This is a genomic window from Brachyspira innocens ATCC 29796 (assembly GCF_000384655.1).
In the GTDB taxonomy this organism is placed as follows: Bacteria; Spirochaetota; Brachyspiria; order Brachyspirales; family Brachyspiraceae; genus Brachyspira; species Brachyspira innocens.
Genome location: NZ_ARQI01000109.1, coordinates 1 through 15171, shown reverse-complemented (window position 1 = coordinate 15171; position 15171 = coordinate 1). Strand labels below are relative to the sequence as shown.

General features: G+C 28.2%; 12 protein-coding genes. 4 read left to right on the top strand and 8 right to left on the bottom strand.

Annotated elements, in window-relative coordinates; all coding sequences use genetic code 11:
* Positions 1–2: 2 nt before the first annotated feature.
* Positions 3–473, bottom strand: coding sequence for a 30S ribosomal protein S7 (gene rpsG / locus F811_RS0107270; RefSeq protein WP_020004608.1), 471 nt, complete (start codon positions 471–473; stop codon positions 3–5).
* 14 nt (positions 474–487) lie between these two features.
* Entirely contained in the window at positions 488–862 is a 375-nt protein-coding gene (gene rpsL, locus F811_RS0107265) for a 30S ribosomal protein S12 (protein ID WP_020004607.1), read from the bottom strand.
* A gap of 687 nt (positions 863–1549) precedes the next feature.
* On the opposite strand from rpsL, the gene hisIE reads away from it, so the two are divergent.
* From hisIE to F811_RS0107245, 4 genes are all read left to right on the top strand, one after another.
* Positions 1550–2212, top strand: a complete 663-nt coding sequence (gene hisIE, locus F811_RS0107260; protein WP_020004606.1) for a bifunctional phosphoribosyl-AMP cyclohydrolase/phosphoribosyl-ATP diphosphatase HisIE — start codon at positions 1550–1552, stop codon at positions 2210–2212.
* A gap of 162 nt (positions 2213–2374) precedes the next feature.
* The gene (locus tag F811_RS0107255) at positions 2375–3400 is read left to right on the top strand and encodes an ABC transporter substrate-binding protein (RefSeq protein ID WP_020004605.1); all 1026 of its coding nucleotides are present in this window, start codon (positions 2375–2377) and stop codon (positions 3398–3400) included.
* A 69-nt stretch (positions 3401–3469) separates the two neighbouring features.
* Positions 3470–4582, top strand: a complete 1113-nt coding sequence (locus F811_RS0107250; RefSeq protein WP_020004604.1) for an ABC transporter ATP-binding protein — start codon at positions 3470–3472, stop codon at positions 4580–4582.
* Between the two features lie 5 nt (positions 4583–4587).
* Positions 4588–6231: an ABC transporter permease gene (locus F811_RS0107245; protein WP_020004603.1), complete on the top strand. Its 1644-nt coding sequence runs from the start codon at positions 4588–4590 to the stop codon at positions 6229–6231.
* A 134-nt stretch (positions 6232–6365) separates the two neighbouring features.
* Here F811_RS0107245 and F811_RS0107240 read toward each other — a convergent pair whose 3' ends face one another.
* The 6 genes from F811_RS0107240 to F811_RS16860 all read right to left on the bottom strand — a co-directional run.
* Positions 6366–8198 (bottom strand): methyl-accepting chemotaxis protein, encoded by a 1833-nt coding sequence (locus tag F811_RS0107240; protein WP_020004602.1) that lies wholly within the window; start codon positions 8196–8198, stop codon positions 6366–6368.
* 228 nt (positions 8199–8426) lie between these two features.
* Positions 8427–9182 carry a hypothetical protein gene (locus tag F811_RS0107235; RefSeq protein ID WP_020004601.1) on the bottom strand — a complete coding sequence of 252 codons (756 nt, stop codon included), beginning with the start codon at positions 9180–9182 and terminating at the stop codon, positions 8427–8429.
* A gap of 36 nt (positions 9183–9218) precedes the next feature.
* Complete coding sequence (locus tag F811_RS0107230) at positions 9219–10427, bottom strand: hypothetical protein (RefSeq protein ID WP_020004600.1); 1209 nt, start codon at positions 10425–10427, stop codon at positions 9219–9221.
* 196 nt (positions 10428–10623) lie between these two features.
* The gene (locus tag F811_RS0107225; protein ID WP_020004599.1) at positions 10624–13020 is read right to left on the bottom strand and encodes a sodium-translocating pyrophosphatase; all 2397 of its coding nucleotides are present in this window, start codon (positions 13018–13020) and stop codon (positions 10624–10626) included.
* 362 nt (positions 13021–13382) lie between these two features.
* On the bottom strand, positions 13383–14918 hold the full coding sequence (locus F811_RS0107220) for an aryl-sulfate sulfotransferase (protein ID WP_020004598.1): 1536 nt from the start codon (positions 14916–14918) through the stop codon (positions 13383–13385).
* A 3-nt stretch (positions 14919–14921) separates the two neighbouring features.
* A partial coding sequence (locus tag F811_RS16860) for a hypothetical protein (protein ID WP_211216976.1) occupies positions 14922–15171 on the bottom strand: 250 nt, incomplete at its 5' end.

Here is a 15171-nt window from a genome sequence, read left to right as displayed (position 1 = left end):
AACTACCACCTGAAGTGTGCGAACGCTTTGTTACCTTCAGCCATTCTGTGAACTGTATCTCTCTTAGCAACTGCCTGACCTTTTCCGTCTATAGCATCTACTATTTCATTTGATAAACGCTCTACCATACTTTTTCCGCCTCTTTTTCTTGAAGCATCTATAAGCCAAGTAAAAGCCAAAGAGTTTTGTCTGTCTGGTCTTACATCTACAGGAACCTGATAAGTAGAACCTCCAACTCTTCTTGATTTTACTTCTACAAGAGGCTTAATATTATTTATAGCTTCTTCAAAAGCAGCTAAACCTTCTTTTCCAGTTTTTTGCTTAACTAAATCCATAGCTTTATAAAATATATTTTCAGCTTTACTTTTTTTACCGTCATACATTAATTTATTGATAAACTTACTAATAACAACGCTGCCGTAAACAGGATCAGCATCTATCTTTCTAGTTTGTGCTCTTCTTCTTCTAGCCATATTATTTTACTCCATTAAGCCTTTGGTTTCTTAGTACCATATTTACTTCTAGCTTTCATTCTTTTTTCAACACCAGTAGCTTCACGGCTTCCGCGAACTATGTGATAACGACAACCAGGCAAGTCTCTTACACGGCCGCCTCTTATAAGTACACGGTTGTGTTCCTGAAGTGTATGGTCTATACCAGGTATATAAGCTGTAACTTCCATACCATTTGTTACTCTTACACGGGCAATTTTACGCATAGCTGAGTTAGGTTTTTTTGGTGTAGTTGTTGTTACACGAGTACACACACCTTCTCTTTGCGGACATTTCATTAACGCAGGCGATTTTGTTTTATTTATCATACGCTTGCGACCTTTTCTTACTAATTGATTAATTGTAGGCATAAAATACAAAACCTCTAATTTTTTTATTTTTTCTTTTTATAAGCCAATCCAACCGAATTGACACCATCAGCTTTTTAATTAAATTAAAACTTCAAACGAAACAGTATTCACAAACTGAGCAATTATAGTATTAAACCTAATTAATAAAGTGAGAAAACATACTATACGCTTTAATCGCTTTTATGAAAGTTCTAGCATTATAAAGCAGCTATACAAAAAAATCAATAGGCTTTAATACTTTTTTATCTTTTTTTTACAAAAAAATGAACTTATTGTACTTATAATTAGACTTATTTTAAAACTTAATTTGTTAATATTTATATGTTTCTAATTTAATATTTTTTAATTATACTTTGGCTTTACAAACGCTCTGCACACTTCCAAAAATCACACTTTTTTGCTGTTTAGGTACTTACTCAAAAGAACTAAAAGAACTGCATATTTGTATAAACAAACTATAAATTATTCAGAATGTTAAACATTATATTTTATAATGTATAAATTAAATAATTTTGCAGTTAATCTTCTCTAGTACATAAGTATCTTTGAAACAAATCTAATGTTTATAATATTTTTGCCCAAAACACTGATTTTATTAAAAAATCTTCATTAATAAATATTGCAAAAAAAATATAATTATAGCATAATTACTTTCAATAATATTTGCAGAAATTTAGGATTTAATTTATGAACAATATAAGTCAAGACCAAATAGAAAAATTAAAATTTGATGATAAAGGTTTAATACCTGCAATAGTCGTAGACTACTATACAAAAGAAGTATTAACTCTGGCATACATGAATAAAGAAAGTCTGCAAATAAGTATAGATGAAGGTAAAACTTGTTTCTACAGCAGAAGCAGACAAGAACTATGGAGAAAAGGTGAAACTTCAAAAAATTATCAGCATATACAAGCTATAAAAAGTGACTGCGATAATGATGCTTTAGTTGTAGAAGTTATTAAAGATGGTCCAGCCTGCCACACTGGAAGTGAATCCTGCTTCTTTAATGATATATTCTCAAAAGAAGATTATAAAGATTTTTCTATAGATAAACTTTATAAACTCATAAAAGGAAGAAAAATTAATCAGACTGAAGGCTCATATACTACATACCTATTTAACAGCGGTATAGATAAAATATTAAAAAAAGTAGGAGAAGAATGCACTGAAGTTATAATAGGTGCTAAAAACGATTCAAATAAAGAAACAATATACGAAATATCCGATTTATTGTACCATACCCTAGTATTGATGGTCGAAAAAAATATTACAATAAATGATATAAAAGAAGAGCTTGCAAACAGATCTATAATAGACAAAAAAGAAAAACAAAAAAGTATGAAATAATAAACATCAAAATATTAAATTTTTAATAATATTTTAAATATATGTATAAAAAATGTAAAACATGTAAAAAACGAAATATTATTTTATTACTTATATTGACAAAAAAATAATCTAACAATAAAATATTAATCACAAAATTACAAATATTTAGGAGAAACACTAATGAAAAGTAAAATAATATGCTTTTTATTGGTATCGATTGCTATGTTATCAGTTTCATGCTCTAATAAGGCAAATGATACCACTGCTCAAAATGATGAAAACAGTTTGGTGATATATACACCTCACCCAGAAAAACTTATTAATAGTATGGTTAATGGTTTTAAAGCACAAAACCCTGATGTTAAAGTTGATGTAATTACAGCTGTAACTGGAGAGCTAATAAAAAGAATTGAAGTTGAAAAAAATAATCCAGTAGCAGATATTTTATGGGGGCCTTCATTAAACGGAGTAAGATACAAAGCTGATTTATTTGAAACTTATGTATCTACAAATGATGCCAATGTTATGGAAGGCTTAAAAAATACTGAAGGTTCGCTAACAAGATTTGGTCAAGTACCTAGCATATTAATAATCAATACAAATCTAATAGGAAATATAAAAGTAGAAGGATATGAAGATTTACTTAATCCAGAATTAAAAGGAAAAATTATATTTGCTGATCCTTCTGCTTCTTCATCAGCTTTTGAACATTTAGTAAATATACTTTATGCTATAGGAAAAGGAGACCCTGAACAAGGCTGGGACTACGTAGACAAATTATGTGCTAACTTAGACGGTAAATTAGCAAGCGGTTCTTCAGGAGTTTATAAAGGTGTTGCTGACGGAGAATATGCTGTAGGACTTACATATGAAGAAGCTGGAATTACATATATGCAGTCTGGATCACCTGTAAAAATAGTATATATGAAAGAGGGCGTAAGATCTACTCCTGATGTTATCTGTATAGTAAAAAATGCAAAACATATAGATAATGCTAAAAAATTCGTAGATTACTGTCTTACTTTAGAAGCACAGAATATGCTTGCTAAAGAATTAAATAGAAGACCTGTAAGAGGCGATACTGAAAAATCTGATATAATGATTCCTATGGAACAAATAAATATTATAGTTGAAGATCCTGCCGTAGTAGAAGCTAATACAAAAAAATGGCTTGATAAATTTAAAGAATTATTTACTAGTTATTAATTAAATAGTTATAACATCATTATATTTAAAAAAAGTATAATGATGTTATAAATTTATATAAGGCATAATATGAGCGTATCTATATCTATTCAAAACGTATTAAAAAAATATGATAAAACAACAATTATACCTAATTTATCATTGGAAATAAAAAATGGTGAGTTCTTTACACTGCTCGGACCTTCAGGCTGCGGAAAAACAACTCTATTAAGAATGATAGCAGGATTCAATTCTATAGAAAGCGGAACAATAAAATTTGATGATGAAATAATTAATGATATACCAGCATATAAAAGAAATATAGGAATGGTATTTCAAAACTATGCTATATTTCCTCATATGACTGTTAGAGAAAATGTGGAATACGGATTAAAACTAAGAAAAGAACCTAAACAGTCTATGAAAAATAAAGTTGATGAAATACTAAATATAGTAAAAATAGAAGAATATCAAAACAGACTGCCTGAACATTTATCAGGAGGTCAGCAGCAGAGAGTGGCACTTGCAAGAGCAATTATAATATCGCCTAATGTACTTCTTATGGACGAACCGTTATCAAATTTAGATGCTAAATTAAGAATAGAAATGCGTGATGTAATAAGAGAGATACAAAAACATATAGGAATAACAACCGTTTATGTAACTCATGATCAGGAAGAGGCATTGGCTATATCAGATACAATTGCTGTTATGAATAAAGGAGTAATACAGCAAATAGGAAAGCCTACAGATATATATTCAAGACCAGTAAATACTTTTATATCTACATTCATAGGACATTCAAATTTATTTAATGCAAGAATATCAAAAGAAAACTCAAAAACATTTGTATGCTTTACAAATGGTTATAAATTTGAAATTGATAATATCATTGATACTGTTAAGCATGATGATAAAGTAATAGTTTCTATAAGACCAGAAGAGTTTTATATATCTGATGATAAAAATAATGCTGTAAAAACGAAAATATTATCAAAAACATTTTTAGGAAAATATATAAATTATTCATTATACTTTGAAAAAAATGAAATATTGGATAATCAGTCATCAATAGAATATTCTCAAAGCTCATCATCAGATGAAAAAGTTTATGATATAGGAGAAACTCTGTATTTAAAGCCAAATATTAAAAAAATAAATATATTTGATATTAATGGTATAAGTATTATGAATAGGGACTAATAAACATGAATAAATATCTTAATTTTTGGAATATTGTTACTATTATAATTGCTGTTATATTTTCTATATTTATAGTATATCCTTTATTATATTTATTTGTAAGTGCCTTTAAAAGTTCTGAAACTGGAAAATGGACTTTAGAAAATTTTATAATATTTTTTTCAAAGAAATACTATTATAAATCTTTAATAAATAGCTTCACTGTAACAATATCTGTAACAATATTAACTATCATAATAGGTACTATGATGGCATATTTTATGACCATTTATCAAATAAGAGGCAAAAGATTTTTAGAAATATTAATAATAATATCAATGATGTCTCCTGCATTTATAGGTGCTTACTCTTGGATACTGCTTTTAGGAAGAAACGGAGTTATAACAAAATCATTTGAAACTTTAGGAATAAAAATACCAAACATATACGGATTTGCAGGAATACTTTTAGTTTTTACATTAAAACTATATCCTTTTATATTTATGTATGTTTCAGGTGCTTTGGGAAAAATGGATTCTTCTTTGATAGAGGCTTCAGAGAGTTTGGGAGCTTCTTCTTTTAAAAAAATTACTAGTATTATACTGCCTTTAATAACACCTACAATACTTGCAGGTTCTTTAATAGTATTTATGAATGCTTTATCAGATTTCGGAACCCCTATGTTAATTGGAGAAGGATATAGAACTATACCTACTTTAATATACTCGGAGTTTATTAATGAAGTTGGAGGAAATGCTAATTTTTCTGCTGCTATGGCAACATTAATGGTATTTATAACTACTATAATGTTTTTAACTCAGAAGTATTATATTAATAAAAAATCTTTTTCTATGAAATCTATTAATACAATAAAGCCTAAAAAAATAAAAGGAATAAAAGCTGTATTACTATATGCTTTTTTATATATTATAGTAATAGCCTCTATACTTCCTCAGATTACTGTAATATATACTTCTTTTTTGAAAACGAACAGAACTATATTTCTTAAAGGTTATTCTTTGGAAAGCTACAAAACAATTTTTGATTCATTTTCTTCTGCTATAAAAAATACATACCTATATGGCTTTGCAAGCATATTAATAGTTATTATAATATCAGTACTTTTGGCATATGTTTCTACAAAGAGAAAAAATATTATTACTGATATAATAGATACAATATCAATGCTTCCGTATATAATATCAGGTTCTATTTTGGGAATAGTTCTTCTTTTAGCCTTTAATAAACCTCCTTTAGTATTAAGCGGAACTCCCATTATCATTATCATAGCATTATCTATAAGAAGACTGCCTTATACTTTAAGATCTAGCTCTGCAATATTGTATCAAATAGATAATAGTTATGAAGAGGCTTCTATAAGTTTGGGAGCTTCTCCTATCAAAACATTTTATAAAATAACATTAATTATGATGCTTCCGGGAGTTTTATCAGGTGCCGTATTAAGCTGGATAACAATAATCAATGAACTTAGTTCTTCTGTTATATTATATGTAGTAAAATCTAGGACTATGTCAATTGCAATTTATCAGGCTGTTGTTCAGGGAACATATGGACCTGCTGCTGCACTTGCTACAATACTGACAATTACAACAGTTATATCTATAATAATATTTTTCAAATTAACTGGTAAAAAAGAGATATCTTTATAATAGAGTTATTCCAAAAGTAGTTGACAAGTTGGTTGTATAAGCTTATTATTATGTAATAACTTGGTAATACGAAATTGAAATTATAAAAACAAAAATAGTTAAATATTAATTATTTTTTTGCAATAAGTATATTATTAACTATTAGAAATTTTAAAAAACTCAATACTGCTCTCTAAAAATCTAGCCTTTTCAACTAAGCTTTTTGATATTTCACTTGAGTTTTCAGCCAAAGCAGCATTTTGAGTAGTGGCAGTTTCCATATTATTAACTTCTGTACTTATTTGATTAGTTCCAGACTGCTGTTCTAGGGCATTTGAAGTAATATCTTCCATTAGCTTTGAAGTTTCTAATACTTTATTTTGAAGTTTTGCAAATATATCCTGCGATTGCTTAGCAGTATTTGTTGCAACATCTATTTTACTTGAAGTATTATCAACTAATGCTGTAATATCTTTTACAGAAGCCTGAGTAGTTTGGGCAAGATTTCTTACTTCAGAAGCAACAACAGCAAAACCTTTACCATGATCTCCAGCTCTTGCTGCCTCTACAGAAGCATTAAGAGCAAGTATATTAGTTTGAAAAGCAATATCTTCAATAATCTTTGTAATGTCTTTTATTTTCTCGCTTGATTGATAAACCTCTTCTATATTTGAAGCAGTTTGAGATATAATATTTGCTGCATCTTCAATAAATGTAATAGACTCTGACATCATATCCTTACCATGTATAGAATTCTCAGCCGAAATCTTTATATTAGAAACCATTTCTTCAATGCTAGATGCTGTTTCTTCTAAACTAGATGATTGAATATCTGTCCTTGCTGATAATTCACTGCTGCTTTCCATCATATTTTCTGCTGCTGCCATTATCTCTTTGGAGGCATTATTAACATTATAAACAACCTCTGCCAACCTGCTGCTCATAATATCAAAAACCCTCTCTAATTCTCCAAACTCGTCTTTAGCATAAGTACTTTTAGTATTTATGCTAATATTTCCTTCTGATATACTAGTAGCATGACTCATTAATACTTTTAGAGGGTGGGTAACTCTTTTAATATAAATAAAAGCAAATATATTGATAAATATAATTGATAAAATACATACAGCTATAGATATTATAATAGAATCATTATTATCTTTATAAATAATATTATCGTCCATAGCCATAATTAAATACCAAGATAAATTTTGAAGTCTGCTGTAAACTGCTGTTCTTGGATCATTACTTACAGAAGATATATAATTCATAATACCAGAAGATAAACCGCTATTTATAATTTCTCCATAAGCCTCATTTGCCTTTGTATTAATTTCATTTTTAGTATCCAATACAACAGTATTGTCATCATCAATAGCAAATATTCTAGTTCTTTCAGGTAATTTCAAATCCTGAAGTTTTACAGCAAGCTCCTCCCAATCTAAAATCATATACACATTTCCTATATATTCCCCATTATAATTAACACCAGAAATAGCTGCAAGTGACCATTTGTTATCAGCACTTGATCTTTGTATACCATCATCAAAAGATGCTTTATTATTATTGTTTTTTAATATATTTAAAATATTAGGTCTTACCGTTGTTATATTTTCACCTATTTTTACATTATTAACATTATCTAAAATTATGCCATTAATATCTGTAATACCTATATCAAGCACATATTCATTAATAGCTTCAAACTCTGTAAGTGTACTTCTAATATCTACATTTCTATTTAGAAGATAACTTCTTACTATAGGAGATACAGCATAAGTTTCTATTAAATTCCTATTATCATCAAGCCAAACATCAAGCATATCTTTATAACCATTAACTGTATTATTAAATCCATTCAATGTAGAATCTTTAATAATAATATGAGATCTGTATGATAATATAGCAACTATTAAAACTAAAAATATTGTACTTAAAATACTAATTGCTATAGGCATTTTTACTCTTATAGAATGAATTTTTTTCATATATTTTCCTTTTTATAAAAAATTAACAATAATTATTAATAATAGAATTTTAATAAAAAATAGTTGAAATAGTATTCTAAATAGAAGCGAATACTTTTTGATTATTTTAGAGATATATTATAAATTATAATCACATAAAGTCAAATAAAAATATATTTTTTTTACTTTTATAGAGTATAAAGTAAATTTTTTTTAATAATTTCATATAAAAACTAAAATAAGAATATATCAATTATATCTGCCCAAAGATATACCTAAAACTAATCCGATAGAAAGAGAAGAAAAATTATATTTATTATATATATTATTACCTAAATTATTATTCACAACATCTGTTTTGTACTGCATACCAAAATTATACATCATATAGCCTCCAAGAGTAACAGCAAAATTAGGAACTAAATATATAAACCCTTCAACAGTAAGTTTTATATAAGGCATTATTGGAACTTTAAATAGATTTCTCATATCATTAACATTCCAATTATTCAAATCATCAGGTGCTGCCATAACCCCTCCGTATTTACTTGAAGCAACCATAGCATATAAAGGAGCTATTATTCCAGTACCTAATCCTATAGACATTTTACTGAAATTTAACTTTACAGTAGCTCCAACCAGCATAGAATAAAATCCAAGTATCTCTGTATATTTTATATTATTTTCTTTATAATCAGACATCAAAGCATTAATACTAAAACCAATATCTCCAAATAAACTCACACCTTTAATAATGCTTGTATAATCATCTTCAAATAATTTAAAATAATTTCCTATTTGGAAAAACAAAGTTCCTTCAAAACCTAAAGTACCATCAACACTATCATAAATAGTATTTTTATAATTATCATTTACTTTTATAGAATTAAATGGAAAAGCAATTCCATAATGACCATTAAAATTTATCTCTAAACTAGCAAATGCAGTATATGTAATAGTTATAATTAAAATATTTACAAATAAAAAATATTTAATTATTTTCATAAGTATCACTCCAATTATTAATATATTAAACTATAATTATTTTATTTCAATACATAAATTATCAGTATAATATCCATTAACTATAGAATATTTTGGAAATTCAAAACATATAATTATAGATTCTCCGTCCGGCAAATTTTGTATTTTTTCATTTTTTATATAAAATGTAGCCTCTGACATTCCTCCTGAAACTAAAAGATTAACTATCAAACCATCTGGTTTAATTGATATAGGATTATTATTATAATTTTTAAACAAAAAATATTGACCAATTTGTGCATAACTCATACTATCAGGCTTGTGTTTTATATACCATCTTATAGGTGCTAAATCAGATTTTATGGGGATCACCAAATTAAGAACATTATTAACAATAAATGAATCACCATCAAATACAATATCCTGATTATCTTTCAATATTACAGCAGAACTATTTCTATAATTTATAACAAATTGTTCATCAACTTTTTTTGATTCTAAAGCTTTTTTAGCAGAATCCGTAATTAAACTAATTAATGGAACAACAATAATTGCAGTTACTATACTTAATCCAACCAGAATTCCAACAGCAGCCATTATCCCTTCTGCTATACCTGTTACTATTGTACCTAATGCTTGAAATATGAGACCAAATCCAGCTCTTGCTTGAAATTGTCCATTATTAGTAATATGATTATTAATTGAATTTAATATGAATAAACTATTCATCATTATATTAAGATTATAATTTTCATCTTTATCTAAATTAAAATTTTCTTTATAATTTTTTATATCATTTTTTAGTTCTATACAGGATATTAACTCCATTGTATCATTCATATAAAATGTAACATCAATATTATTATATTTAACTAAATCCATTTTTACCAATCCTTTTATTATGGTACTATTTTTATAAAAACTAATTGTTTCAGGAAATATTTTTTTATTTTTATATCTCATTAAAACAGAAGTATTATTTTTTAATATTACAGAAACTAAATACTCATTATCATTTTCTTTTTCTGAAAAAATTACCATATCTTCAATATCTTTAAAAAATATACACATAATATCTGTTTTATTTTCTACAGAGGTATAATTACTATCTAAATACATAAAATTAATATCTTCATAAATAGAAGGAGTTTCTGGAGTGCTTGGAGTTTCTGGAGTGCTTGGATAATATACCGAGTATTCATGTTTTGTACATGCTGATAAATTGAATAATGTTAAAATAATCATAAAAATACATATTAACTTCATAAATTACCTCAAAATTAATAATATTAAGTACGATTAGTATTATAAATAAATAAATAAATAAATAAATAAATAAATAAATATGAAATTACCATTATTTAATAATTATTGTATAATAAAAAGAATTATAGTTCATATTTAAATAAAAAAAGCTGCCTAACTAATTAAAGTCAGACAGCTTGTATATTAAATAAATTAATTACTTAATAATTTGATCAGCTATACCTAATAAAGCCTGAATTTTTGGTGAGAAAGCTACTATTGCACCAGCAAATACAACACTTATCAAGCTCATTAATTTGATAAGAATGTTAATTGAAGGTCCGGAAGTATCTTTGAATGGGTCACCAACTGTATCACCTATAACAGCAGCAGCATGGTTAGGGTTAGTAATTTTTTCTCCAGTTTTTGGATCTATGATTTTTTTACCGCCTAAATTACCAGCTTCAATGTATTTTTTAGCATTATCCCAAGCACCGCCGGCATTAGACATCATAACAGCCATAGCAAAACCAGCAGTCAAACCGCCTACTAACATACCTATAACAGCAGGTACTCCGAATAAGAAACCAACTACAACAGGTACTATTATAGCAAGTACAGAAGGAACAATCATCTCTTTTTGAGCTGATTTAGTACAGATTTGAACAGCTTTTTCATAATCAGCTTTTACGCCTTTTTCACCGGCAAGTAAGCCTTTAATTTCTCTGAACTGTCTTCTAACTTCTTCTACAACACCTGCAGCAGCACGTCCTACAGCTTTCATAGTTAAAGCACAGAAGAAGAATACTAACATAGCACCGATAAATATACCTATTAATACTTTAGGGTTCATCAAGTGAATATTGAAAGCATTCATAAACTCATTCATACCCAAACTATAAACAACTTTGTCATATAATTCTTTAGCACTGTTAGCAGTATATTGAACAGTACCTATATCTATAGAAGTAAGATTACCAGAGTTAATCATTCTTCCCAAAGAAGTTTTAATTTCCTCAATATAAGCAGCAATCAAAGCCATAGCAGTTAAAGCAGCAGAACATATAGCGAAACCTTTACCAGTAGCAGCAGTAGTGTTACCTAAAGAGTCTAAAGCATCAGTTCTTTCTCTAACACTTTCTGGAAGACCAGACATTTCAGCATTACCGCCTGCATTGTCAGCTATAGGACCATAAGCATCAGTAGCTAATGTGATACCTAAAGTAGATAACATACCAACAGAAGCCAAAGCAATACCGTATAAACCTTGAGAGAAAGAAGAAGCTTCAGCACCGAAACCGCCAGCAAAACCAAATGCTAACATTATAGAGATAACAACTGTAACAACAGGTATTAAAGTAGACTGCATACCTACAGCAAGTCCGCCTATAATAACAGTAGCAGGACCAGTTTTAGATTGTTCAGCTACCCATTGAGTAGGTTTGTATTCAGCAGCTGTATAATATTCTGTGAAGAAACCAACTACGTTACCAGCTATAAGTCCTACAATGATAGAAACAAATAATCCCAAATTGTTTGGAAGAAGTGCTTTTACAAGTAGGAAAGAAACAACTATAATAATAGCACTGCTTATATAAACACCAACTCTTAAAGATTTTAATAATTCTCCCATAGTAGCACCTTCTTTAGTTTTAACGAAGAATACACCTATTATAGAAGAAAGAGTACCAATAGCAGCAAGTATCATAGGAAGAGATACAGCATATATTGGGCTTACATCAGGGTTAATATATCCGAAAGCAGCAGAACCCAAACTCATAGCAGCAAGTATAGAACCAGCATAAGATTCGTAAAGGTCAGCACCCATACCAGCAACGTCACCTACGTTATCGCCTACGTTGTCAGCTATAACTGCAGGGTTTCTAGGGTCATCTTCAGGTATACCAGCTTCAACTTTACCAACCAAGTCAGCACCAACGTCAGCAGCTTTAGTAAATATACCGCCTCCAACACGTGCAAATAATGCTTGGAAAGAAGCACCTACACCAAAGCTAAGCATTGTAGTAGTTACAAAGTGCATTTTAGCAGCAGTATATTCAGCAGTACCTTTGGTTATTCCAGTAGAAGCCAAATTAAGGAAGTCTGTACCGAAAAGACTATTATCAAGCCATAAATTTAACACTATAAACCATAAAGAGATGTCAAGCAAAGCAAGACCTACAACAGTAAGTCCCATAACAGCTCCAGAACGGAAAGCTATTGTTAAACCTTCGTTTAATGATTTGCTTGCTGCATTAGCAGTTCTAGCAGATGCATAAGTAGCAGTTTTCATACCCAAGAAACCAGAAAGAGTTGAGAAGAAACCGCCTGTTAAAAAACCTATAGGAATGAAAGGGTTCTGCACTTTTAATGCATAAGAAAGAATAGCAAAAATAATAAAAGCTCCTGCAAAGAAGAAAGCTATAACTTTATACTGTTGTTTAAGATAAGCTATAGCACCAGAGCGTACATGCGAAGCTATTTCTTTCATAGTTTCATTACCTTCGTCCTGTTTACGCATCCATTTATAAAAATAGAATGCGAAAGCCAATGTGAGTATTGCCGCTGATATTGTAAAAAAGCGGGCATTTTCAGCTAATATTTCATAATTCATACACATACCCTATTTTTTAAATTTTGGTGAAAATTTTACAGTTTTGGATTATAACACAAATTACATAAATTGTCAATTGATTTTTACATGTTTTTTTAATACATACCATACCTATATTAAACTTTTTTAAAAAATAAAAATAATGTTTTTAGCATATAAAATACCAAATTTAAAAAATTACATTATTTTATTGAAAAAAAATAAACTGCTATTATAATGTAAACTTGAACACTAAAAGAATTAATTAAAAAAGTTGGATATTCATTACAAAAATTTACTCGTACAATAATATTAAAAATGAAATAAAAAGGCTCAACTACATTACTGTAATCAAGCCTTAATTTCATTTAATCAAATTAAAATCAATTAGGATTTTTTAAGTTGCAGTCCTCTGAATAAACTCTGCCTTCATCATAATATAATGGCATTTTTTCTACTCTGTAAGTATAAAATGGTAAATCAACCCTAAATAAAACATTTTTTGTATTTTTTTCTACTTCCAAAATTCTAGCAGTAGGATCTGCATATGTTAACAATAAATTTTGATAATTTTCACCTGTAAAATCTACATCAGACATTATTCTAGAATATAAAGAACTATCTCTATACTCATAAACTTTTTGAGCTGTATAATTTCCATGAGTACCAGTTATTTTATATTCTACATATCTTGAACCATTAGGATTAGTTGCTTTATCTCCCTGATTATCAAACATACCTAAATTACCATTTTTATGTAAAAATAAAGCATGCTGATTTTTTGGCCCATCATTTATTACATCACCTTTTACTCTGTATGGTTCCAATGATTTTAAATCTCTAAAATAAACTTGATAAGGTTTATAATTACCCGTTGACAATAAAGAATCATCAGCCATCCACCAAATTAATCTCCATTCACTATAATTTATAGCCAATACTCCTCTTTCTCTTGAAGAAACATATAAAATATCAGTTGATGAATCATAAACTAAAGAATTTGCATGAAACCAATCTATCAATTTTTGCTGTCCACTACTATCTACATAGATATTATTTACATCATCTCCAAATACTATCTTTTTAAATACTTCCTCATCTTCAGGATATGTTTTCAAGTCTAATGTATTTTGTATTAATTTACCAAAACTTAATTCTATTACTTTAGAACCATAACTATTCATTTCTACTAATCTATCCCCTGATCCCCAAGTTGAAATTGATAAGTAAATGTAATTATTATCAACTTTTATAACATCATGGTGTGCAATAGTTGGATATTTTATAATTCTATTACCAAACAAATCATATAAGCCAGGATTTGTATCTCCTCCTTCATAAGTATCAAAAAATGATATTTTTGAATTGTTAATATGTATTTTTGAAAAATATGTAATAATTGTATTAGCATATCTTATATATCCATTATCAGATATTCCTAGTACACCTTTCCAACCACTCCAATTTTGATTAGGACTAACAAAATATAACTCAGGATTATTAGGATATTTTTCTTCTGGCAAATTATTAACTGCTACATCATATTTTTTTTGTATTCCATTTGGTAAAGATTCTACATAAACATTTTTAGTTATAATTCTTCCACCGTCATTAACTTCAATAGTATTTTGAGACTCTGGAAACATACCATGTATCTCGAACTCTGTACCATAACCTGCTGGATAAGTGTGTATTATGTCTGGCTCTCCATAAAGACCTTTAACTGTTACTGTTATGGGCGTAGCATTCACCGTTGCTGTTGTATAAACTGCTGATAATGGTGTAACCCCAAGTGGATTAACTGTTATTTCACCAACTTTACCAATAGAACTGGTTAATGAAGAGTTTAACTTATTATGATTACAGGATAAAGAAAATAAACTTATAATCAATACAATAATAAATAGTAATTTTTTCATAATTTATTCTCCTAAAATATTTATATTAATTATTTTTATATAAGATATTAATAAATAGTGTTTTTCTATATTAATAAAGATAATATTATGGGAATATGTTTTTATAGCTAAAAAATAAAGATTGATTTTATTGAAAAATAGAAATATTAGATTAGATGGTTGTGTTGTGTTGTGTTGTGTTGTGTTGTGTTGTGTTGTGTTGTGTTGTGTTGTGTTGTGTTGTGTTGTGTTGTGTTGTGTTGTGTTGTGTTGT

Excerpts from the sequence above, each read along its gene's own strand:
- rpsG (WP_020004608.1), bottom strand. The coding sequence starts at position 473 with ATGGCTAGAAGAAGAAGAGCACAAACTAGAAAGATAGATGCTGATCCT.
- rpsL (WP_020004607.1), bottom strand. The coding sequence starts at position 862 with ATGCCTACAATTAATCAATTAGTAAGAAAAGGTCGCAAGCGTATGATA.
- hisIE (WP_020004606.1), top strand. The coding sequence starts at position 1,550 with ATGAACAATATAAGTCAAGACCAAATAGAAAAATTAAAATTTGATGAT.
- F811_RS0107255 (WP_020004605.1), top strand. The coding sequence starts at position 2,375 with ATGAAAAGTAAAATAATATGCTTTTTATTGGTATCGATTGCTATGTTA.
- F811_RS0107250 (WP_020004604.1), top strand. The coding sequence starts at position 3,470 with ATGAGCGTATCTATATCTATTCAAAACGTATTAAAAAAATATGATAAA.
- F811_RS0107245 (WP_020004603.1), top strand. The coding sequence starts at position 4,588 with ATGAATAAATATCTTAATTTTTGGAATATTGTTACTATTATAATTGCT.
- F811_RS0107240 (WP_020004602.1), bottom strand. The coding sequence starts at position 8,198 with ATGAAAAAAATTCATTCTATAAGAGTAAAAATGCCTATAGCAATTAGT.
- F811_RS0107235 (WP_020004601.1), bottom strand. The coding sequence starts at position 9,182 with ATGAAAATAATTAAATATTTTTTATTTGTAAATATTTTAATTATAACT.
- F811_RS0107230 (WP_020004600.1), bottom strand. The coding sequence starts at position 10,427 with ATGAAGTTAATATGTATTTTTATGATTATTTTAACATTATTCAATTTA.
- F811_RS0107225 (WP_020004599.1), bottom strand. The coding sequence starts at position 13,020 with ATGAATTATGAAATATTAGCTGAAAATGCCCGCTTTTTTACAATATCA.
- F811_RS0107220 (WP_020004598.1), bottom strand. The coding sequence starts at position 14,918 with ATGAAAAAATTACTATTTATTATTGTATTGATTATAAGTTTATTTTCT.